Origin of the sequence: Pseudomonas sp. UBT, assembly GCF_050915955.1 — a bacterium.
GTDB classification, from domain to species: Bacteria; Pseudomonadota; Gammaproteobacteria; order Pseudomonadales; family Pseudomonadaceae; genus Aquipseudomonas; species Aquipseudomonas antarctica_A.
In genome coordinates this window covers 907842-929482 of record NZ_CP168079.1, presented here as the reverse complement: position 1 = coordinate 929482, position 21641 = coordinate 907842, and the positions used below count along the sequence as shown (strand labels likewise).

At 56.8% G+C, this 21641-nt stretch carries 15 protein-coding genes and 2 pseudogenes; 10 read left to right on the top strand and 7 right to left on the bottom strand.

The window, feature by feature from the left end; translation table 11 throughout:
* The first annotated feature begins 49 nt into the window (after nucleotides 1-49).
* From ACDZ94_RS04310 to ACDZ94_RS04295, 4 genes are all read left to right on the top strand, one after another.
* Nucleotides 50-2428, top strand: coding sequence for a hybrid sensor histidine kinase/response regulator (locus ACDZ94_RS04310; protein ID WP_432751130.1), 2379 nt, complete (start codon nucleotides 50-52; stop codon nucleotides 2426-2428).
* An 88-nt stretch (nucleotides 2429-2516) separates the two neighbouring features.
* Entirely contained in the window at nucleotides 2517-4166 is a 1650-nt protein-coding gene (locus ACDZ94_RS04305; RefSeq protein WP_221295705.1) for an acyl-CoA dehydrogenase family protein, read from the top strand.
* A 182-nt stretch (nucleotides 4167-4348) separates the two neighbouring features.
* A complete protein-coding gene (gene amn / locus ACDZ94_RS04300; protein ID WP_162238864.1) occupies nucleotides 4349-5821 on the top strand; it encodes an AMP nucleosidase in 1473 nt (490 codons plus the stop codon).
* A gap of 71 nt (nucleotides 5822-5892) precedes the next feature.
* The gene (locus ACDZ94_RS04295; RefSeq protein WP_262666326.1) at nucleotides 5893-6528 is read left to right on the top strand and encodes a pseudouridine synthase; all 636 of its coding nucleotides are present in this window, start codon (nucleotides 5893-5895) and stop codon (nucleotides 6526-6528) included.
* Here ACDZ94_RS04295 and ACDZ94_RS04290 read toward each other — a convergent pair.
* Together ACDZ94_RS04290 and ACDZ94_RS04285 are read right to left on the bottom strand one after the other, a co-directional pair.
* Nucleotides 6523-6732, bottom strand: coding sequence for a DUF2788 domain-containing protein (locus ACDZ94_RS04290; protein ID WP_007975837.1), 210 nt, complete (start codon nucleotides 6730-6732; stop codon nucleotides 6523-6525). The genes ACDZ94_RS04295 and ACDZ94_RS04290 overlap by 6 nt on opposite strands.
* 200 nt (nucleotides 6733-6932) lie before the next feature.
* Nucleotides 6933-7412: an Lrp/AsnC family transcriptional regulator gene (locus ACDZ94_RS04285; protein WP_003194418.1), complete on the bottom strand. Its 480-nt coding sequence runs from the start codon at nucleotides 7410-7412 to the stop codon at nucleotides 6933-6935.
* Nucleotides 7413-7869: 457 nt separating this feature from the next.
* Here ACDZ94_RS04285 and ACDZ94_RS04280 point away from each other — a divergent pair, with 457 nt between their 5' ends.
* Entirely contained in the window at nucleotides 7870-8961 is a 1092-nt protein-coding gene (locus tag ACDZ94_RS04280) for a DUF6515 family protein (protein WP_064454259.1), read from the top strand.
* Here the strand turns inward: ACDZ94_RS04280 and ACDZ94_RS04275 are convergent.
* Nucleotides 8958-9851: a cation diffusion facilitator family transporter gene (locus ACDZ94_RS04275; protein ID WP_064454258.1), complete on the bottom strand. Its 894-nt coding sequence runs from the start codon at nucleotides 9849-9851 to the stop codon at nucleotides 8958-8960. The two genes, ACDZ94_RS04280 and ACDZ94_RS04275, sit on opposite strands and share 4 nt — an antisense overlap.
* A gap of 15 nt (nucleotides 9852-9866) precedes the next feature.
* A complete protein-coding gene (locus ACDZ94_RS04270) occupies nucleotides 9867-10286 on the bottom strand; it encodes a polyribonucleotide nucleotidyltransferase (protein ID WP_128587755.1) in 420 nt (139 codons plus the stop codon).
* 252 nt (nucleotides 10287-10538) lie between these two features.
* On the opposite strand from ACDZ94_RS04270, the pseudogene ACDZ94_RS04265 reads away from it, so the two are divergent.
* Nucleotides 10539-10931, top strand: a pseudogene (locus tag ACDZ94_RS04265) (DEAD/DEAH box helicase); the annotation flags it as partial.
* A 552-nt stretch (nucleotides 10932-11483) separates the two neighbouring features.
* Nucleotides 11484-12677 carry a hypothetical protein gene (locus tag ACDZ94_RS04260; protein ID WP_432751129.1) on the top strand — a complete coding sequence of 398 codons (1194 nt, stop codon included), beginning with the start codon at nucleotides 11484-11486 and terminating at the stop codon, nucleotides 12675-12677.
* A 333-nt stretch (nucleotides 12678-13010) separates the two neighbouring features.
* Here ACDZ94_RS04260 and ACDZ94_RS04255 read toward each other — a convergent pair whose 3' ends face one another.
* Both ACDZ94_RS04255 and ACDZ94_RS04250 read right to left on the bottom strand, forming a co-directional pair.
* Nucleotides 13011-13625 carry a hypothetical protein gene (locus tag ACDZ94_RS04255; RefSeq protein WP_432751128.1) on the bottom strand — a complete coding sequence of 205 codons (615 nt, stop codon included), beginning with the start codon at nucleotides 13623-13625 and terminating at the stop codon, nucleotides 13011-13013.
* 103 nt (nucleotides 13626-13728) lie between these two features.
* The gene (locus tag ACDZ94_RS04250; RefSeq protein WP_432751127.1) at nucleotides 13729-14721 is read right to left on the bottom strand and encodes a TauD/TfdA family dioxygenase; all 993 of its coding nucleotides are present in this window, start codon (nucleotides 14719-14721) and stop codon (nucleotides 13729-13731) included.
* Nucleotides 14722-15164: 443 nt separating this feature from the next.
* Between ACDZ94_RS04250 and ACDZ94_RS04245 the strand changes: the two genes are divergently transcribed.
* Nucleotides 15165-15962, top strand: coding sequence for a hypothetical protein (locus ACDZ94_RS04245; RefSeq protein WP_432751126.1), 798 nt, complete (start codon nucleotides 15165-15167; stop codon nucleotides 15960-15962).
* Nucleotide 15963: 1 nt separating this feature from the next.
* A complete protein-coding gene (locus ACDZ94_RS04240; RefSeq protein WP_432751125.1) occupies nucleotides 15964-19257 on the top strand; it encodes a UvrD-helicase domain-containing protein in 3294 nt (1097 codons plus the stop codon).
* A gap of 452 nt (nucleotides 19258-19709) precedes the next feature.
* On the opposite strand, the gene ACDZ94_RS04235 is transcribed toward ACDZ94_RS04240, so the two are convergent.
* Nucleotides 19710-20846: a hypothetical protein gene (locus ACDZ94_RS04235; protein WP_432751124.1), complete on the bottom strand. Its 1137-nt coding sequence runs from the start codon at nucleotides 20844-20846 to the stop codon at nucleotides 19710-19712.
* Between the two features lie 368 nt (nucleotides 20847-21214).
* Between ACDZ94_RS04235 and ACDZ94_RS04230 the strand changes: the two are divergent.
* Nucleotides 21215-21594: pseudogene (locus ACDZ94_RS04230) on the top strand (ATP-dependent helicase HrpB); the annotation flags it as partial.
* Nucleotides 21595-21641: the final 47 nt, after the last annotated feature.

The window sequence follows — 21641 nt, the reverse complement described above, 5'->3', positions numbered from 1 at the left end:
AAGGAATGGGGGGCTTTTGACACAACCGGACAGGCCACGCTGGGGCTCTATGCGCTATTTGCTGATCTTATTATTCTGCGGGCTGCCGATGCTCGCCGGCGCCGCCGAGTTCAACCAGGACACTCGAAGCCTGCCGCTGGGCCGGGTCATGCAAGTGCTTGAAGACCCAACCGGTTCCCTCACCGTCGCCGACGTCAGTTCCCTCGCTTACGCTGCTCAATTCAAACCCCATGACAAAGCCACCCTCAACGCCGGCTATTCGCGTTCGGTGTTCTGGCTCAAGGTCGACCTGCATTACACCGCCATTGACCCCCGTGCGCCACGCACCTGGTTCCTGGAGTTGGCGTACCCACCGCTGAATCATCTGGACCTGTACCAGAACGACGGCACTGGCAACTACCGGCTGGCCACCCGCACCGGCAGCACGTTGCCTTTTTCAAGCCGTGAAGTGCGCGCGAGCAACTACCTCTTCAAGCTCAACTTTTTGCCCAACCAGCAACACACCGTCTACCTGCGCCTGCAAAGCGAAGGCTCGATCCAGGCCCCATTGACGCTCTGGTCCGCCACCGCCTACCTGGAAGAACAGCCCCTGCGCCTGTATGTGTTGGGCGCAATCTATGGCGTCTTGTTGGGGATGCTGGTCTACAACCTGTTCATCTACTTGAGCGTGCGCGACACCAGCTACCTGTATTACATCCTCTATATCGCCTCGTTTGGCGTCTACCAACTGTCGGTCAATGGCGTGGCCGTGGAGTACTTCTGGCCTAACAACCCGTGGTGGGCGAATGCTGCGGTGCCATTCCTGATCGGGTCGGCAGCGCTGTTCGGCAGCTTGTTTGCCCGCAGCTTCCTGCACACCGCGCAGCACAGCCGCTGGCTCAATCGCATATTGCTGACGCTGGCTGCTTGCGGTGGCGTGGTGATGGTATTGGCGTTGTTGACCAGCTACGCCGTGGCCCTGCGCCTGGCCACTGGCTTGGCGCTGGTGTTCACCGTGACCATCTTTATTGCTGCAATCAAGGCCTGGTGTTGCGGCCAGCGCATGGCGCGCTATTTCATCATTGCCTGGTCGGCGTTTCTGCTGGGTGGGGTGGTCAACACCCTGATGGTGTTGGGTTACCTGCCCAATATGTTCCTCACCATGTACGCCAGCCAACTCGGCTCGGCCATCGAAGTGGCACTGCTTTCCCTGGCCTTGGCGGATCGCATCAACGGCATGCGCGAGCAGCAGGCGCAGATCCTGTTCGACGCCAGCCAGAAGCTTGAAGTGCTCAACCAGCAATTGGCCCGCAGTAACCGGCTGAAAGACGAATTCCTCGCCACCCTGACCCACGAGCTGCGCACACCGATGAACGGCGTGATTGGCTCGTTGGAGCTGATGCAAACCGTGCCGCTGGATGAAGACCTGGCGCAGTACCAGCAAACCGCCGCCGGTTCTGCGCGGGACATGATGCGCATGGTCAACGGCATCCTCACCCTGACCGAATTGCAAGCCGGACGCCTCACGGCCCAGCCGCAGGTGTTCAGCCTGCGCGGTGCACTCGACACCTTGCGCCAGCAATTCTGCGCCAGCGCCCAGAGCAAAGGCCTGGCATTTTCCATCGACGTGGCGGATGAGCTGCCGGACCGGGTGATCGGTGATGCGGACAAACTGATCCACTGCCTGGACTGCCTGCTGGACAACGCCTTCAAGTTCACCCACGAAGGCGCTGTGCGCTTGCGCGTGGTGGGTGTGCCGCAAAGTGATGGCGGGCTGCGCCTGAGCTTTATTGTGACCGACAGCGGTATCGGCTTTGCCTTCCTCGACGAGGCCACGTTGTACCAGCGGTTCTTCCAGCTCGACGGCTCGACCACCCGCGAATACGGCGGCATGGGTATCGGCCTGGCGATTTGCCGGCAGTTGATTGAACTGCTCGGTGGGCGCCTGACCCATCATTCCGAACCGCGCAAGGGCAGTCGTTTCCAATTGGAAGTGAGCGTCAGCCCGGTGCCGGCGGAGCCAAAGCCGGTGGGGCAGGCGCCCCTCACGCAACGCACTGCGCAGGATTGCACGGTGCTGTTGGTGGACGACAATAGCGTGGGCCAACTGGCGGTGCGCGGCATGCTGCTCAAGCTGGGTTACCGGGTGAAAACCGTGGATAACGGTGCGGCCGCACTGACCCTTTTGCAGGCCGAAACGTTTGATGCGGTACTGCTGGATGTGCCTGAAGGCGGCTTCTCTTTGTGCTGTCAGATTCGTGCATTGCCCGGCTGCGGCGAGCTGCCGGTGATCGCCCTGAGTACCTCGCTGCAGGCGCCGGATCGCGAGCGCTGTCATGGCGTAGGCATTACGGATCGTCTCACCAAGCCGGTGCGTTTCGAGGCGTTGCAGGCCGTGCTGGAGCGCCGTCTGTTGTGCCCTCTAGAGGGCGAAAGCGCCGGACATTAGGCATGTATGCCACTTTTTTAAGCCGGATGACGGTGCTTAACTGAAATTCAGGCCTCATCGCACGTGGCCTTTTTCCAGGAGGCCCGTCATGAACTTGCATCAGTTCGCCGAAACCCACGACGTCACCAACCAGCCGCCGTCCCTGGACGGCACTAACCTGTACCGCATCGACCTGCCGCTGCAAGAGTGGTCGCGCCGCTTTGGCGCCGGCTGGGCCGAGACGCGTATCGACGCGTATGGCGCGCTGGCCGGTGGGCCACTGATGGCGGCCGGGTTCCTGGCGAACCAGAACAAACCGGTGTTCAACAGCCATGACCGTTATGGCCATCGCATTGACCTGGTGGAGTTTCATCCGGCGTATCACGAACTGATGCGCACCGCCGTCGAGCATGGCCTGCCGTCACTGCCATGGGCCCATCCGCAGTCCGGCGCCCATGTGGCCCGCGCCGCCATGACTTACCTGCACAGCCAGGCCGAAGCCGGCACCGGTTGCCCGCTGACCATGACGTTCGCCTGCGTCCCGGCCCTGCGCCTGCAGCCGGATCTGGCGCAGATCTGGCTGCCGAAGATCCTCAACACCGAATACGACCCGCGCAACGTCGGCATCGCCCACAAAGCCGGCGCCACCATCGGCATGGCCATGACCGAGAAACAAGGCGGCACCGACGTGCGCGCCAATACCACGCGCGCCTATCCTGTGGGGGCGGGTGGCCCGGGGCAAGCCTATGAACTGGTGGGGCACAAGTGGTTCTGCTCGGCGCCGATGTGCGATGGGTTCCTGACCCTGGCCCAGACCGACAAAGGCCTGACCTGTTTCCTGCTGCCCCGGCACCGGCCGGATGACACACGCAACGAGTTCTACATCCAGCGCCTGAAAAACAAACTCGGCAACTGCTCCAACGCCTCCAGCGAAGTGGAGTTTCGGGGCGCCCTGGCCTGGATGATCGGCGAAGAGGGGCGTGGTGTGCCGACCATTATCGAAATGGTCGCCATGACCCGTTTCGATTGCATGGTGGGCTCCAGCGCGCTGATGCGTCAGGCGCTGACCCAGGCCAGCCATCATTGCGCCCATCGTTTGGTCGGCGGTCGCGTCCTTAGTGAACAGCCACTGATGCAAAACGTACTGGCCGACCTGGCCCTGGAAAGTGAAGCGTCGCTGGCCCTGAGCATGCGCATGGGCCGCGCGCTGGATCACCTCGATAACGAGCAGGAAGCCAAATTCGCCCGGCTGGTGACGGCGGTGGGCAAGTATTGGATCTGCAAGCGCGCGCCGGCGATGATCAACGAAGCCGCCGAGTGCATGGGCGGTGCCGGGTATGTCGAGGACAGTATCCTGCCGCGCCTGTACCGTGAGGCACCTGTGAATTCGACGTGGGAAGGTTCCGGCAATGTTCAGTGCCTGGACGTGCTGCGGGCGCTGTCCAAGGAGCCGGGTGTGCTGGAGGCGCTGTTTGTCGAGCTGGGGAATGGGCATGGCAGCCCGCAACTGGCGCAGCATATTGAGCAGCTGAAGTCGGCGTTTATGGACACTCAAGATATCCAGTACCGGGCGCGTCAATTGACTGAGGACATTGCCGTGGCGTTGCAGGCCAAGCTGCTGCTGGAGGCCGGGAATGCGGCGGTCAGTGATGGTTTTATCGCCAGCCGCTTGGGCGAGTCGTCCGGTCGGGTTTACGGCACTTTGCCGCGCGGTGTGAATGTTGAGGCGATTGTCGCCCGCTCGACCCCAAACCTCTGACTAAACTCGGTCAAAATGTGGGAGCGGGCTTGCTCGCGAATGCGCCGTATCAGTCGCATATTCAGCAACTGACAGACCGTATTCGCGAGCAAGCCCGCTCCCACATTGATCGCAATCCAATTCCACTGTTTCAGTGAGGCCGGGATACAGGCAAGATAAAGGTCTGCAAGTCAGAACACAGGATGCTTACCGTGACCGAAGCTTTTGTTGTCGTTCAAACCGCCGAAGAAGCCGTGGATCGGCTGGCGGCTCTTCATGAGCGTGCTACCGGCGCGCTCAATCAGGCCCTCAAGCAATACCTCAAGGACCGCGTCGAACCCGACGCCGAACAGCGCGCACAGTTTCGCTATCCGGAACTGCGCCTGACTTACCACTGCCACGGCGAAGTCCCACAGACTACTCGCGCGTATGCCAAGGTCCAGCTGCCCGGGACCTACAGCGTTACCGTCACTCATCCGGCCGCCTTCCGTAAATACCTGCTGGAGCAACTGGTGCCGCTGATGCACGACTTCACCGTGACGGTTGAAGTCGGCGTCAGCCAGCAGAACATTCCTTACCCGTATGTGGTGGAGCAGGGCGACGAATTGGCCGGCTCCGGCGTGACCGCCGCGACCCTCGCGCGCGTGTTCCCCAGCACCGATTTGTCTGCCGCCACCGATGGTATTGCCGACGGCCTCTATGACTGGGAAAACACCGACCCGCTGCCGCTGGCGCTGTTTGATGCCGCCCGTGTGGACTTTTCCCTGCGCCGCCTGGTGCACTACACCGGCAGTGACTGGCGCCATGTGCAGCCGTGGATCCTGCTGACCAACTACCACCGCTATGTTGACCAGTTCATCCTGCATGGCCTGGAGCAACTGCGCAGCGACCCACGGTTTATCCGCATGGTGCTGCCGGGCAACGTGATCATCGACAAGAGCATGGACCACGGCGAAGCGTCGGCGATTGCTGCCGGCGTGGTCTGGCACCGTTACCAGATGCCGGCCTATCACCTGCAGGCCACTGACGGCCACGGCGTGACCCTGGTGAACATCGGCGTCGGCCCGTCCAACGCGAAAAACATCACCGACCACCTCGCGGTGCTGCGCCCACATTGCTGGCTGATGATTGGCCACTGCGGCGGCCTGCGCCAATCCCAGACCATCGGCGACTACGTATTGGCCCACGCCTATATGCGCCGCGACGGGATTCTCGACCGCGTGGTGCCGCCGAACATCCCGATCCCGGCCCTGGCCGAAGTGCAGATGGCCTTGCAACAAGCGGCGGCGAATGTCACGGGCGAAAAAGGCGAAGAGCTGAAAAAACGCCTGCGTACCGGCACCGTGCTGACCTACGACGACCGCAACTGGGAGCTGCGTTGGGCCCAGGAACGGCCGTTGATCAACCTGTCCCGCGCCGTGGCCGTGGACATGGAAAGCGGCACCATCGCCGCCCAGGGTTACCGCTTGCGGGTGCCGTATGGCACGTTGCTGTGTGTCTCGGACAAACCGCTGCACAGCGAAATCAAGCTGCCGGGTTCGGCCAACGCGTTCTATGAGCGTGCGGTCAGCCAGCACTTGAAGATCGGCATCGAGGCGGTGGACCTGTTGCGCACCGAACTCAACTCGCTGCACTCGCGCAAACTGCGCAGTTTCGACGAACCGCCGTTCCGCTAAGCGGTTGGGATGGTCATTTAACGGTCAGGCCACTAGCATTGTCGGTCCTGACCGTTAGATGTTCCTTTGCCATGTCCCGTCCCACCCGTCCCGATTCGCGCCGCCCTGGCGTGAAACCTCCGTACTCCGCAGCGCGTCGAGTCGCCAAGGCGCCACCGGCCGAGCCGAAGTTGGTCCTGTTCAATAAACCGTTCGACGTGCTGACCCAGTTCAGCGACGAAGGCGGGCGTGCGACCCTCAAGGATTTTATCGACATCCCTGGCATCTACCCGGCGGGCCGCCTGGACCGTGACAGCGAAGGCCTGTTGCTGTTGACCAACGATGGCCAACTGCAAGCGCGCATTGCCGACCCCAAGCACAAGCTGGCGAAAACCTACTGGGTGCAAGTCGAAGGCGAGCCCACCGAAGAACAACTGCAACGCCTGCGTGACGGCGTGGAGCTTAACGACGGCATGACCTTGCCCGCCGAAGCTCGGCAATTGGATGAGCCCGAGCTATGGCCGCGCAACCCGCCGGTACGGTTTCGCAAAAGCGTGCCGACGCACTGGCTGGAGCTGGTGATTCGCGAAGGGCGTAACCGCCAGGTACGGCGCATGACCGCTGCGGTGGGCTTGCCGACCTTGCGCCTGGTGCGCGTGCGTATCGGGGATTGGTCGATTGATGGCCTGGATCAAGGCCAATGGAAGGAAGTGCCGGCGCGGTTATAGGGCGCCGGACTCGATCAGGCCGATCACCACGCTTTTGATGATGAATGCGGCCACGCCCAGGCCCAATACGAAGAACAGGATGAACGAGCCAAAGCGCCCGGCTTTGGATTTCTTCGCCAGGTCCCAGACGATGAATCCCATGAAAATGATCAGAATGGTGACCAGGCCGGTCATCATCCATTCTTCAAAAACGGCGGGATCGATGTTGTTCATGGGCTTCTTCCGACAGGGCAGGCGGGCAAGTATACGGCAGCGTTACAGACGCAATATTGACCTGAGTCTTGACGCGGTCAATGTGGGAGCTGGCTTGCCTGCGATGCAGGCAACTCGGTGTATCAGCCAGCCCCAGTTGATGCTATCGCAGGCAAGCCAGCTCCCACATTTGATCGGCGATGTGTTTGAGATCAGGTACGCAGGTGCGTCAGCGGCAACTCGGTGCTGTTGAGCACCTGGTTGAGCACAAAGCTGGAGCGCACGCTGGTCACGCCTTCAATGCGGGTCAGATGGCCCAGCAGCAGTTTTTGGTAGTGATCCATGTCCGGCACCACCACTTTCAACTGATAGTCAGCATCCATCCCGGTCACCAGACTGCATTCCAGCACTTGCGGCAGCGTGCGGATCGCGGCTTCAAAATTCTCGAAACGCTCGGGTGTGTGGCGGTCCATGCCGATCAGCACATAGGCCGTAAGGCTCAAGCCCAGCATCTTGCGGTCGAGCAGGGCGACCTGGCGCGCGATATAGCCGTCATCTTCCAGCTGCTTGACCCGGCGCGAGCAGGGCGACGGCGACAGGCCGATGCGTTCGGCCAACTCCTGGTTGGAGATCCTCGCGTCGCGCTGCAATTCCGCCAAAATACTCAGGTCGTATCGGTCAAGCTTGCTCATTGGGTTAGCCTTTGTCGTAACTATTGCGGCGAATTATCTATGAAGGGTTAAAAATTGCGCAAGCACTGTTTATTGACGCAATCTTCGCAATCATCTATCGGCGCGTCGGGCCTATGATTACCAACAGAATCACCGCCTGGACAACAGTCCACTTACAGCGAGCCCAATCAGGCCCGCTGCGGCCGCCACCCCAGCAGGGTTGAGCCGGCCTCCAGGCTGCACACTGTCCACAAGACGGCGTGAGGTGAGCCAACGTCAAAAGCGTTGAGCCAGGACGAAATTCTCAAGGGGTGGCCGACGGGTCACCCCTTTTCTTTTGCGTGGGTTTTACCTGCCTCTTTTTAACTGCAAAGAAAGTTCTCGTGACTGATAACCTGTCTCAGAACCGGGTGAGGCTTTTCCAGTCTCATACTATGAGGCCGGACACTCGAGGCCCTAATCCGCAGTGAGGAATAGCATGAAGCGCATCTGGCGTATGGCAGGTGTAGGTTTGCTGATGGTTACCGTCGGCACGCAAGTGATGGCCGACGACCCGCGCTCCGAAGGGGGCGGTCAGCATGAAAGAGGCCCGGAAGGCGGGCGGCAAGGTAACGAACAGCCGCGCCCGCAAAATAACCAGCCGCGCCCGCAGAACAATCAACCGCGTCCGGAGAATAACCAGCCGCGGCCACAGAACCCGCATGTCGAGAACAATCAGCCGCGCCCGCAAAACCAGCATTTTGATCGCGCTGAGCAACAGCCTCACGGCGGCGGGCAGTGGCAAGGTCGCCCGCAAGGCGCCGAACAGCCTCGGCCAGCGCCACAACCGGCGAATAATCTGCCGATTCAAGGTCGCCCGGACACGGTTCGACAAACCCAGGAGCCGCGTCAGGGCAACTATCAGGACATCCCGCGCCGCAACGACGGCAACCCGCATTGGCAGGCTGGGAATGGCGCACGCCCAGGTGGCGGCTTCAATAATGGCCACCCCAATGACAACCGCTGGCCAGGTCGCCCTGATGGGCACGGCAACGGCTGGGGCCCGGGGCCGCAATATCGCCCTGGTTATATGGTTGATCGCTTCCCCGACCGCAATTACCGCGTGCCATACCGTGGCCAGGATTACTTCTTCTCCGGCGGCTACTGGTATCGCCCGCAAGGCCCGCGTTACGTAGTGGTCACGCCGCCGTACGGCATCCGCGTGCAATACCTGCCGGACTACGCCCGGGAAGTATGGGTAGGCAGCGCGTTGTTCTTCCTCGCGGCAGGTTCCTATTACACCTATGAAAGCGCCACTCAGCAGTACGTGGTGGTGCAACCGCCGACAGAAGTGCCGGCGCCGCAACCCGCGCCGCAAGGCAATGGTTATGACGTGATTGCCTATCCGGCGAACGGCCAATCACCGGCCCAGGTGCAGCAGGATGGCTATGACTGCTATCGCTGGGCGGTGCAGCAAAGTGGTTTCGATCCGCAGGCGGTCTCCTACGCCCCGGCCCCGGCAGTGGTACAAACCTACCGCCAGGCCCAGGGCAACTGCCTGACCAGTCGCGGGTATCAGGTGCAGTATTAGGCCTTGGCGCCCGTGACGACTTCCAGCGGGTCGGCGTGCACCAGCACTTCGGCCCGAGGGTAGGCTTTGTGAATGGCATCGGCGGCCTGGTCGCTGATGCCATGGGCCACTGACAGCGTCAATTCCCCGGGCAATTCCAGATGCAGTTGTACAAACCAATGGCTGCCGGAGATCCGCGTGCGCAAATCATGGGCACCCAGCACGCCGGGTATGCCACGCGCCAGTTCCAGCATGTGCTGGCTGACGTCCGGCGGCAGTTCCTCGTCCATCAGCACCGCAAAACTTTCCCGGGCGATCTGGATCGCACTCCACAAGATGTAGACGGCAATCCCCAGGCCGAACCACGCGTCAACCTGATGGAAACCAAAACCGGCCAACACCAGCGCCACCAGGATGCTGCCGTTGAGCATCAAGTCCGAGCGGTAATGCAGTGAGTCGGCACGCACGGCGTTGGAGCCGGTTTCGCGGATCACGCGGTGTTGCAACATCAGCAGCGCCACGGTCATCACCAGTGAAAACACAATCACCCCGATGCTCAACCACGGCGCGCCTACCGGTTCCGGGTGCTGCAAGCGCTGGTACGCCTGGTATGCGATCAACACCGCACTGCCAGCGATAAACAGCGCCTGGGCCATGCCTGACAGCGATTCCGCCTTGCCATGCCCATAGCGGTGATCATCATCGGCCGGGCGCAGCGCGTAATGCACCGCCAGCAGATTCAGCAGCGAGGTCACGCCGTCCAGCAGCGAGTCGGTCAACCCGGCGAGCATACTCACCGAGCCACTGAGCCACCAGGCGATGGCCTTGGTGATAATCAGCGCACAGGCCACGCCCACCGAAGCGCGGGTGGCCAGGCGCAAGAGCCGTGCGTGTTCGGGACTGCTGGTCATAAACGGGTCGAATCCTTAAGCGGCGGGTTGCAGGCCCAGGGACGCAAGTTGTTGCACGCTGCCCTTGAACTGGATCATGCGCGGGTCATCCAGCGGCAGGGTGTGGCCGGTTTCTTTCTGGATGATGGTTTGCAGCTTGGCGTTGTCGACTTTGCCGTCGGCGCCGATGGCTTCGTGCAACTTCTCCGGCGCGACTTGTGCGGTTTTGCCCGGCTCGAAATAAATAGCGCCGGTGGCGAAGTCGACGCCGAATGCGATCAACCCCGGGATGACATAAAACAGCAGGCCAACGGCATCGAGCACGGCAATCGCCGGGTCGATCTTGCCGCCGATCTGGCCCCGGCGGTCCGGGTAGAAAATCGAACCGCAGGCCGTCAGTTGACTCAGCAGGGTGACGGCGAGGACACCGCCGATGACACGGGAAGCGATACGCATAAAATTCTCCTGAACACGGTTGAAAGGTGACTATAAGCCAGATCTACGCGACGACGACTATCCAATGTGGGAGCGGGCTTGCTCGCGAATGCGGTCTTTCAGAAACATATTCGTCGACTGACAGATTGCTTTCGCGAGCAAGCCCGCTCCCACTTTTGACCGTTTTTATCTTCGAAGCCAGTGGTGTCTTTGAGACCACCACCGGCATCCGGCAGTTCGCCGTTATACTCGCCGCTCTGCTTTGGAGCCAGTATGAATTCGTTGCCGATCGATGATGTTTTACCCGCCTTGCGTGACGCCTTGGCGAATCGCCATGAAGCCGTGCTGGAAGCGCCGCCCGGCGCCGGTAAAACCACCCGCGTACCCTTGGCGCTATTGAATGAGCCGTGGCTGGCGGGGCAAACCATCCTGATGCTCGAACCTCGCCGTCTCGCCGCGCGCGCGGCCGCCGAGCGCCTGGCCAGTGAGTTGGGTGAAAAGGTCGGCGAAACCGTCGGCTATCGTATCCGCCTCGACAGCAAGGTCGGCCCCACGACGCGCATCGAAGTGGTCACCGAAGGCATCCTCACCCGCCGCCTGCAGGACGACCCGGCGCTGGAGGGCGTGGGCCTGCTGATCTTCGACGAATTCCATGTTTTGTCACTTGCACCGAAATAATGCTGTTGTTTGTCAAATATGCCCTAGAACCGAAAACTCTTCAGCTCAAAACCTCCCCCTGACTCACCTCCTGTCCAATATCTCCCCTCCAAGCCCCCACCCTCAACTCCCTCCTCAGTCAGCCCACCATTCGCCTTAATCCAAACGATCCCCTTCCAGCCAACCAGCCTCAGAATCCTGATTCCATACCCATCTATGTGCCCGCTCAACGAGCTTCCTTGAGCCGCGTCAAAGCCTATTGAATGTTCAGGTTAGTGTACGCACCATGGCTCGCCCAGCAGTCATAAAGAAGCAGCCAGTGAATTGCCAAGTGAGTGCCTGCTGGTTGAACCGAATGCAATCTCTCAGGGGGGGGGGCGCACCCAAGATGTTGGTGTGTTGCCACCATGTTATTGCGAGGCTCGATAAAGAATGGAATCACCTCTGAACAACTCTACAGCTCCTTCAAAACCTAGTCGCCCGGAAAACCCGCTGTCAGCCGCACTGTATGACGCTCTCATGTACCAACGCGCCTTGCCTCGGGAGGAAAGGATTACTCACATGGGCAGCTTGGAATTCGACAGGTTGGAAGGGCTCTCTCATGTCGAACAACACGTTCCGGGCATCAAGTCTGACTTGGATACAGTCCGCACACTATTAAGTGCTGCTACTCACTCTGCTCCCACTGCGGAACAGGGGGTAGAACTTCGAGAAGCGTATAACCGGTGTCTTGAGATGGCCTTTCCAGTAAGCCAGAAATACCTGTACTGGTGTCATGAGTTGCATGGTGTGTCGGCAGATCATAGCCTCAGTTCAATTTCGTGGAGCCATTTAAAGAAGCTCGAAGAGGATGCGTATACAGATCCTGAGTTGAAGGGGCTCATTGATGAACTGAAACATGGTTTCAGCCTTGTTTCTCATGTGAATGATAGTAATAACTTTCGTCAGACGTTTGAGTATTACGGTGAGGCACTCGTTTATGGGATGCTCAGTAAGCGCTTCAAGACGAGAAGGGTAGACGCGAGAAATAACTCCATGCCGGACTTTGCTTGCCTGCTACCAAATGGGAAGGAGTTCTTTGTTGAGGTCAAGTCTCTCGACATCGTTGATGCGCCGTATAGGCCGAATCAGATGCACGAAGATGCCATGCAACAGCAAATTGAACTTGAAGACCAGCTCAAACAAGGGCGGCGAGTTGCGATGGCGGAGAGAGAAATCGCTCCTTATAAGCGCGCCTTCAACGATAACTCGTACGATCCTCGCTCACTGCTGGCGGTAACCAATACGCTCATCAATAAGGCAAATTCTGCGTTCAAGTCCACCCAGTTCGAGCAAGGCCCCACTTTTGCGTTTATCCTGGCTGACCGATTGGTGATTCCGGGCAACGAACACAGCGTGGCACCCCACTATTATGAGCGGGGCGGTGGTGCAGTCGTGTCTGGTGTACTTTGGAACGTTTGCTTCGGTCAGAAAGGCTGGCCGATTTATAGAATGCCCGACTTTGAAGGTAAGCCAGGACTGGAAGGCTATATGCCCATATATGGGCTGCTGGCAGATCCGGAGGTGTCGTTTCCTACGGGAGCGGTGATTGTTGCAAGCACTGGTTCTGAGGATACCTTAATGGGACTGTACGATTCCAAGTGGGCTCTTGATCAAGATTGGGGCGAGGATGAGACCTCTGAAGTCATGCATGCGCTTTGCAAGGCGTATAATGACGAGAAGAACTCGCTAGGTCAGTTGGTTGCTATGACCTGATACATGTCCTAACAGTCTGTTTAGGCACAGAGATAGCAGGTGCCTCAATCGTTACTGCTGCAATGGAATGGTTGGCCTGCGCGAGTTTTGATCACGTCGGCCAACCAGATGCGAGAGAGGATGCGGGCATGTCTCCCGAGCGCTTCTCAACGCGCAATCATGTCCATCACCATCACCATCATCTTGTTCAAGTAATTAGCAATCCTCTCTGCGGGGATGAAGTTCAAAAAGTCATTCTTTTCGATTGCGAGCGTGACCAAGGGGGTCTTCCAAGACGATGGTGAGTGACAGGATGACATTGCGCGAATTTGGTCTGGAATCTGTGCGCTCCAGCTATCTCATGGACATCTGTTTGGTGCGAGTCATCTTGATGACGTAGCTGTCAGCGAATAGGCCATTGGTCTCCAGTATTACTTCATTCTTTTTCGTGCTGCGAATGTCGTACCGCTGAGACTGGGCCAAGAGCAAGCCTTGCTCCAATTCGGTTTCTTCAGCATTCCGAGGATGCGAGGTGTCACGGATTTTGAAGGTCATGCCGGCTAGCGATAGGGCGGTTACGCGCGTTTTCACATTCAGCAGTTTGATGACCAGCTCATCGCCGGTGGCTTGCCATTCTCCATTACCGTCGAAGTTATAGCTTGTGGTGAATGGCGAGAGTGGTATAGGCAAGAAAGTAGTGCTCTTCAACAGACCGGTGATTCGGTATGTCTTGTTGCGGAAGAACTCCGTGGTGCCCTCAAAGCTAACAACGCCATTGCGTTGGGGATATTGATATTTTTCATGCCACAAGCCCAAGAGGTTGGGGTTCAGGCCGTCGGATGTACTGGGTTGAACGATGTAGGCTGCCCATGGCCCTATGATGGTCGACACGTCTCTGAGAAACGGAACCAGGAAAAGTAATCCCGCCAGGATGCTTGTCCAGCCAATACGAGACTTGCTCCACTTCATACTGCTTCATCCATGCAAAAGACTCCCTGCTTGTTCGGCGGCTAGGACGTGCCCCGTCGCCGTTTCAGCGATGATTGGCCATTATCAAGAATGGGATGCGTGTTCAGGGAAAAAGCTTGAACGAGCTTCCTGCATAGCGTTGATCCGAAGTCAGATCGCGGGTATCCAGCCCGTAGGTACGCAATAGCCATCGAGATTCGCCGCCTGCTTCGCCACCGACCTCGCTACGACCGTGCAGGCCTACGCGATTGTTTACAACCAGAAGATCGCCAGGCGAAATGACAACCGAGTTTGAACAATCTAGGCATGCTTTCTCAAATCGATCCAGGGCGCGTTTGGGCAGATCTGAATCGAAGCCCGCATCCCCGGCGCTGTGACTGTACCGGATCCAGTATCCAGTACCGGCCTGGAACAGCAACTGGATGTTTTCCATTGAACTAGCAAGTGGGTGCCGCTTACCGAACATCCTTTCCAAGCCAAGCTTGAAGGTTTTCTGGGGCCGGATCACATACTGAGGCTTTGTCAGCTCGGCAATGTCCTCATCCGACAGTTGCTGCAGAACGAGCGCCAGCGGCATGACGGTCGTAGAAGTGCTGTCCGGATTCCGAAGGCCGCTCAAGCAAACGAAGTCCGGTGAAGGCGCTACTCGCTGGTCGAATTCATGAGGTTGTCCACGGAGGGGGAACGAGACGCCGTCGGTATGCCCGCGCATGCCGCCTTTGGATTTTTCCGCGAATTCATCTTCGCCTGGCAGCACGATCAGATTCACGAACAAATGGCCGTCATTCTCCGAGCCGTAAGACACGGTATCCGAATTCAGCGCGGCCAAGCAGGCCACGGCACAGGCTCTTGCTGCAATGGTGGTAGCAACGTCCGGAACCGGAATGAAAGCGGAAGGGGTTTCTGGCAAATCTTGGTGCACATCAAACACTGCGCGCAGATGAATCAGTGGGTTCGTCCAAGCATGCTCCTGGACGTCATACAGCTCGATACCCACGTTCGCCAGATATGCCTCCACGGCGGGAAGCAGAAGGGAGCTAAGCTGCGAGGGATGATCAAGAGCTGAAAGGCATGATTCGAGAGAATTATCGAGCATCCAGCCGCTCACTGCGCCGTGGATAGCCCGTGAAAAATGAGCGTCGATCAATTGTGTCCCTACATGGCAAGTGATATAAAGATGATATACGAGCGCCCGTAATCACGTAGCTCCTACCGTCACGATGGCCAAAGTCTACCATGAAAAGTAATGTCAATTTGACTTCTACGCCCCTCCGAGCTTGGGCAGATTATCTCGCGTGGGTGTCCAGCGCGAGTGAGTTTCGGGAGGTGGCAGGCTTCCACCAGTGTACGGTACCCCTGCCAGATGGCCATCTACTCAAGGTGGAGGCGCCCTCTGCAGATTTGCTCGCTAAAAAGGTCATGGCAGAGCTGACCTCCAACTTAGTAGTTCCTCCACACGTTTCCTGCTCAGCAGAACCATTGAGTTCATCGCCTGTCCAGGTTGTGTCACAAAAGGATGTGTCGCCAAAGGAGGTGTCTATGCGTAGTCATTACGAACCAGCGTTGCCTCGTGCATCAGAAACGACCCGGACGGGGCCGGTAACCAGCACCAAGGACGTCTTGCAGACGTTTGGTGTTTACGTACCTGAATCCATGCATGAGGCGCTGAAGTCGGTTGCCAGGAATCAAGGCAAGAAGTTTTCAGTGCTCATCCGAGAATTGGTCGAAAGAGGCTATGACCGATTTGAGGAAGCACTCGAACAGCGTAGTGGTAGAAAAGTTCTCGACGGTTATGAGCAAAAAGTCGCGGCCTACAGTGGGGAAAATTCTCAGTGGATGGCGAGGCTTGACCGTACCCTTAGCTTGGAGATCAAGCTGACCGCCAAGGAGTACGGTCGCTCGGCGTCTCAGATCGTTGGAGGTTTTTTAGCCGAGGAACTCTCCTACTGTCTGCAGACCCAAGCAGTGACCCTCTGCACCGCCGTGGAGGTTCAGCAAGCACAGGCCGCTATGGCCGGATTCGTGGGCCCGAAGGCTAGCGAGCTGGCCATAGCTCTTGGGCTGCCGGGCAAGCGCAAGCTGGTGAATGAACTGGTTTGCGGGATAGTACGTGCCCCCAGTGTTCTATTGGATCGTGCTGCTGAGTTCTTCGAGGTTTCCCAGCAAGCAATAGCCCAGGCTGTCAGTCTCAATTTCCGTCAGTTGCAAGCACCATCCTTCAAGGCACCCAATGGTCAACCGAAGATTTTGACTGAGCCTGTTTCGTGGGAAGAGGCGGTGAGGGCGCTCAATCTGCCTCACGATGAGGAAGCTGAACTGTTGGCCTTGGGAGACTGAGATGAATCCTTTCGACCGTGCACGAATTCAGGCAATGGATGCGCGGGCGAAACTCATCGCTGCGTGTGGTGAGGCCTATCCAAGCAGTGAGCAGTTGCTCGCAGTCGTTGAAGATACTCTGGGCCTTGCAATCGAATGGGTGGCTCCGGACGATTATGCGCTGTGTGGCGGGGATGCCCTCATACAGCGATCCATGCTCACAATCCTGGTTCGTAACGATGTTCGCCAGGAAGAAAAAGCCTATCTGTTGGCTCATGAGCTCGGCCATTGGTATCTCGATTCGCCTCAACTGCCACAGGGCTCAGCTTCGTCATCGTTCCTTGCCGAAGATGCGGGGCAATCGGCTGGATCTGCGGTCGTTGATGGCTATGGCGCGTGGGAACGCCAGGAGCTTCAGGCCAACGTCTTTGCACGGGAATTGTTATTCCCCAAGTCGGCAGCAAGGGCGCTGTGGTCAAGCGGCTGGCGTTCCCGGCTAATTGCCACGCATTTTCTCCTGCCCCTAGAGGTCGTGCGGCAGCAACTGGCTGATGCGTTGTTGCTCCCGGATGTTCCCCCTGCGCTTCCCGCGCCGACGCACCCTCCCAGCGATGCTCAGCGTCAAGCGGCTCAGGCACCTGAGAAGTACGTCAATGTCGTCGCGGGGCCTGGTACGGGCAAGACAACGACCCTGGTGCACCGCGTGGCCCACTTAATCGCAAGTGGTGTGCCTGCCGATAAAATTTTGGTCATGACGTTCACCAACCGTGCCGCGCAGGAGCTTGTAGAGCGACTCACAGCGGCCAATGTCCCGAATGCATCCCATATCTGGGCAGGCACTTTCCACTCCTTCGGATTGGAGCTGCTGCGCAAGCATTATCAGCTCTTCGGGTTGACCCCTCAGATCAAGGTCGCGGATCTGCTGCAGCAGGTCAGGATGATGGTGGATGAGCTACCGGCTCTGGAGCTCAAATATTTTTTCAGGTTGCTCAACCCCTATGATTGGCTGCCTGACGTCCTGAAAACTATTCACCGACTGAAAGAAGAGCTGGTCTTTCCATACGAATACTTAGCAATTCTTCAAAAATTGCCAGCCGTCGACCCGGACGTAGCGCTGGAGCGAGAAGATATCGCCACCCTGTATAGGGCGTATGAGGCTGTCCTGCGACGGGAGGGTTGGGTCGATTACCCAGACCTGATGGTGCGCCCGACGATTAAAGCGCGCGAAGACCGCCCCTCGATAGCCGCCTTTCTTGACCAGTACGACCATGTGTTGGTGGACGAATATCAGGACGTCAACCACGTCATGATCGAATTTGTTAAGACAATTGGGCTGCCTAGGCGCCATCTGTGGGTCGTCGGTGACATTCGCCAGGCTATCCACCATTGGCGCGGGGCGTCGATCCAAAGTCTGCTCAAGTTCGATGAAGCCTACGTCGCGCGCGGGCAGACAGATTCGATCGCGCGGTACAGCCTGGACATAAATCGCCGTAGTGCCCCTGAGATTCTCCGCGTAGTCGAAAGGGCTGGCACAGATCACGTACTGCAGCCTGTCGTGCCCCTCGATACTGTCTTAGCTTCTCGCCCTGCGAGTGGGGTCATGCCGAACCTGATTCAGACGGCGAAAGACGCTCAAAGTAGCAGCATCGTCGGTCAGATCGAACAGTGTCGGGTGGGCGGTCATCCCTATGGTAGCCAAGGCATCATCAGCTCTACCAACTCTCAGGTGGACAAGCTGGCCCATGACCTTGAGCGCGCTGGAATCCCTGTGCTTCACATCGGCGAGTTGAGCGAGCGGGCTGAAGTGAAGGAATTCATGTGCCTGATGCAACTCCTGACTCAGCGCTCGCCTGGTGCGCTCCTGGGCTTGCTGCGGTACAGCGATCTGAGCATGCCAGCGTCGGACGTAGCCCTGCTGACGAACCTGTGCAAGCTAGGCCCCGATTATCAGCACGGACGTTGGCTGAAGCAGCAAGTGCCAGGCTTGTCCCCTCAGGGACAGCAGGTCGTGAATGCGTTGAATGAGTTGCTAGGTACGTCGACGCGCAACTTCCGTCCTTGGGCTTTCGTGTGCGACCTGATGTTCGAAAAGGGTTTCGGACTGGGCTCTTTGAGCGACCAATCCGCGACTGCTCAAATTCGGCGCCTGGCCCTGTGGCAATTTCTCTACGGTGTGCGCAATAGTGATGGCGCCGGTAGCGAGGCAACTTTGTCCAAGTTTCTGGTAAGGGAGGATTTCCGGCGCTATCTCGAACAAAAGTCGGCAATGCGTTCGTTACCGCCGGAGGCCGCTGTGATTGACGCGGTCAGGCTCATGACGGTTCACGGCAGCAAGGGGCTCGAATTCGACGTTGTGCACATGGCCAACGTCGAGAACTCCCGGTTTGGTGCCGATGCCCCGCCCCGCTTTGATGATCGCAAAGCCCTTTTGCTTCCTCCAGAGACGCTCAACAGCACAGCCCAGTTGCGGGCTGCGGGCGAAGCTATCGAGCGTAACAACTTGCTGTACGTGGGCGTTTCGAGGGCCAAAAATCGGCTCAACGTATATTGCGGCACGGATATGTCTAAGATCCCCAGCCCCCTCTGCGCCCCATCAATCCTTACTCCGATCAGTGGAGTCGCGAATAGGTTGGTAGGCGCGGTTTCATCGGCTCGTGTTCCAATGACTGCGCCCGCTACGATCAGTTTCTCCGTGCTCGACGGCTTCACGTCCTGCTCCCTCCAGTACCACTACGCGCATGAGCTCAACCTACCGGCTGAGCAGGAGCTGGACGTAGCGTTCCGAGCTCGTCGATCAGTGCTGGCCGGGCTTGAGTATTTCTATCGTGATGGAGTGAGGTCTCAGGATGCCTTTGAGCAGGCATGGAGCGAGAGGCCATTACCGAGTCGGGCCGAGGACAAGACTCTTTTGGAGCATGCCAAGATCGCTTTTGATCGTGGCACCGTATTGCAGCCAGGTATCGCACACTACGTCCCTGAAAGTACGGCCAGCGTGAATGGACAGGTCATCACCATGCCTTGGATGCTTCGCGATGATAACGGTGACTTGGTTTGGCTTCGCACAGGTATTGGGCTATCCGAAATTTCCAACAATATACGCCCCATCCTGGAAAACCTCGGTGGTAGTCGCTGCGACACCATCGCCATTCATTCGCTCGTCACCGGACGTTCCAAAAGCTCTGTTCCCTCTGCCAGAGCTACCACTACGAAAGTGTTCAAGGCGATCTCGGCTCTGCGTGCAGGTGAGCGTTCCGCTAGTCGCGGAGATCACTGCAACCGATGCGCGTATTCGACCATTTGCGGGCAAATGCTTTGATCAGCCTGTGTCGTAGGGCCGGGGTCGAGAAAGCATACGTTTCTACTGGTACGGACAAGAGCGTCGACTAAAGCGCCGACCAGAACAAAAATACAAGGACGGTTCACTATATGAGCTTTATCAACTTACCTCGGCGACTAAGGTGTCGCTCCTGTGTAATGGTTCTCAAACAAAAATCATAATTTATGACCCTTAGCCTCTGCCGCCTAACTATTGCTAGGATGTTCTCGGCCTTTTCAATATCGTCGAAGACGCCGAGAGTTGGTGTTGTGGATGGACATGTAGTGCCCGATTGACTTCCCAGAAATCTTAACGCTAGTATGTTTGAAGGTGTTTCTCATTGGTTTATTCAGTTCGGAAAGTAGGTTGGTCAGCTGTGATTTTTTTGCCCGTAGCATTAATAATGCTGAAAGCGAAGGTAATAGTGTGTGTTTTTTGAATGATGCTGGAAGTTAGCTTGGAATAATATCTGTTATAAATTTTAAACCGAATTCAGGGCAGTCATACTTTGTCGTGTGTTTGTTAGATTTGTATTCTTCTAGAAGTGCATCCTCATGGAGCTCTGCCAAAAAGCCCCAAGCCCTGAATGAAATAAGTTTGCTGTTGCAGAGCATGAATTTTTTTAGCGTTCGCCATGGCGATGGTGCTTCCGGAAAAGGGTTTGCAATATCATCAAGGAAGTAGTCTCCTTTTGAAAGTGTGTTGATTGTCGAATACGTAACTCCGGATGTCTCCCATTCAGTAATGGTTTCGTGGAGGGATTGAGATATTTTATTCGGAATGCTGATCTCGTAACGTTGAAATTTTTCACATGGATTGATATCAAGATATGTAATACTGTACCTAGCTACAGTATGCTCTCTGAGATCAAGCCATAAGAAAGCGAAGCCGTGTGAGTTTATTTCATTGGATTTTCTGATGATTCGTTCGAACGCGGATTTGATTCGCTCGAGATGTGCGTCTAGATCCTCAATTTGACCGCCGCTATATATGTTTTTTGCATATATGCAGTGCTGAAGTCCAGAGAAAGTGTTTCTGTTGAATTTCAGGGGTGGGTTAGCATCGAGAAGTATTTCAGGTGGCAGGTGTTCAAGTTCTAGTGGTGTGGTAGATTTTGGTTGAAGACACAATATGTTTCGTTTGTGCCAGAATATTTCGCTGAATAAATAGTTTTTTAAAAGCGTTGGCCAGTAGTTTGATATTATTACGCAAATTACATCGCCGTTTGAAATGAGTGGAAAATGTGCCTTTATTGCGTTTGTATATGCACCTAGTTCTGTTCCTGACTCTCTGGTGGCGTTTGATGAGTTTTTCAGCTCGACAACTACAAAAGTTTCCATTCCGGGGTCAAATAATAGAAAGTCAGGCTTTAATATTTCTGACTCAAATAGAGATATGTTTTTGTTTTCGCTGATTAGTACTGTTTCACGTACGCAATTCCAGCAATACTCATATGACTCAATGATGCGATCACGCTTAGGGTTGCCGTTTTTATTGTAATTGTATGGGGTAATAATGTCCCCTAGGCCGCTAAAGTTCCTCAGGTGAACTCCGATGGCTTCTTGCATTTCTTTTTCATTCTCAAACATTGTATTCTTCATGATGGTCATTGTGTTTGTTTTTTTAGAGGGTTCGGAGGGCAGTAAGTATCATAACGTTTTATCTGTGAGTTGGTGTTTTCAGTATTTGCTGATGGTGCGGTTAGTTGATTTATCTGATAATTCCTATTCTCGAAGCCAGATTGGCTTACGTTCACCCTTTTGCCTCCGCCCTTTACCGATTACGATGAGAAAACGTAAGGCTCACAAGGAAATTGGTAAACACCTCACTAGGCGTGGTGGCAAAATCATTCAAGAATGAGTCCCTCCCCGTAGACCGCCGCTACACGCTTCAAGTACGGGTACGAGCTTAAGCCAACGGCAGCTTTTATAATCTCCAGAGCCTTGCCGGAGAGGACATGAATTCGTTGCAGATCAACGATGCCCTGCCAGCGCTTTTAACAGCCCTCGAGATCGCAACGAAGTTGTGCTCCAAGCCCGCCAGGTGCCGGCAAAACCACACGCGTACCCCTTGCTCTGCTTGATGAAGAATTGCTGGTCGGTCAGACAATCGTCATGCTTGAACCTCGTCGTCTGTCTGCGCGTGTAGCTGCAAAACGCATGGCAAAGGAGCTGGTTGAGCAAGTAGTAAAACCGTCGGCTATCGGATCCGCCTGGAAAGCAGGGTGGGTGCCAGTACCCGCGTCGAAGTGGTCACCGATGTAGTCTCGCACGCCGCATGCAGGACGATCCTTCGTTGGACGGTGTTGGCATGATTATCTTCGACGAATTCCATGATTGCCATTTGCCCCAAAATAACCTGAAATCTTGTCAATTTTTAGCCGC

Coding starts and splice junctions, on each gene's coding strand:
- ACDZ94_RS04310 (WP_432751130.1), top strand. CDS start 50: ATGCGCTATTTGCTGATCTTATTATTCTGCGGGCTGCCGATGCTCGCC.
- ACDZ94_RS04305 (WP_221295705.1), top strand. CDS start 2,517: ATGAACTTGCATCAGTTCGCCGAAACCCACGACGTCACCAACCAGCCG.
- amn (WP_162238864.1), top strand. CDS start 4,349: ATGCTTACCGTGACCGAAGCTTTTGTTGTCGTTCAAACCGCCGAAGAA.
- ACDZ94_RS04295 (WP_262666326.1), top strand. CDS start 5,893: ATGTCCCGTCCCACCCGTCCCGATTCGCGCCGCCCTGGCGTGAAACCT.
- ACDZ94_RS04285 (WP_003194418.1), bottom strand. CDS start 7,412: ATGAGCAAGCTTGACCGATACGACCTGAGTATTTTGGCGGAATTGCAG.
- ACDZ94_RS04280 (WP_064454259.1), top strand. CDS start 7,870: ATGAAGCGCATCTGGCGTATGGCAGGTGTAGGTTTGCTGATGGTTACC.
- ACDZ94_RS04275 (WP_064454258.1), bottom strand. CDS start 9,851: ATGACCAGCAGTCCCGAACACGCACGGCTCTTGCGCCTGGCCACCCGC.
- ACDZ94_RS04270 (WP_128587755.1), bottom strand. CDS start 10,286: ATGCGTATCGCTTCCCGTGTCATCGGCGGTGTCCTCGCCGTCACCCTG.
- ACDZ94_RS04260 (WP_432751129.1), top strand. CDS start 11,484: ATGGGCAGCTTGGAATTCGACAGGTTGGAAGGGCTCTCTCATGTCGAA.
- ACDZ94_RS04255 (WP_432751128.1), bottom strand. CDS start 13,625: ATGAAGTGGAGCAAGTCTCGTATTGGCTGGACAAGCATCCTGGCGGGA.
- ACDZ94_RS04250 (WP_432751127.1), bottom strand. CDS start 14,721: ATGCTCGATAATTCTCTCGAATCATGCCTTTCAGCTCTTGATCATCCC.
- ACDZ94_RS04245 (WP_432751126.1), top strand. CDS start 15,165: ATGCGTAGTCATTACGAACCAGCGTTGCCTCGTGCATCAGAAACGACC.
- ACDZ94_RS04240 (WP_432751125.1), top strand. CDS start 15,964: ATGAATCCTTTCGACCGTGCACGAATTCAGGCAATGGATGCGCGGGCG.
- ACDZ94_RS04235 (WP_432751124.1), bottom strand. CDS start 20,846: ATGTTTGAGAATGAAAAAGAAATGCAAGAAGCCATCGGAGTTCACCTG.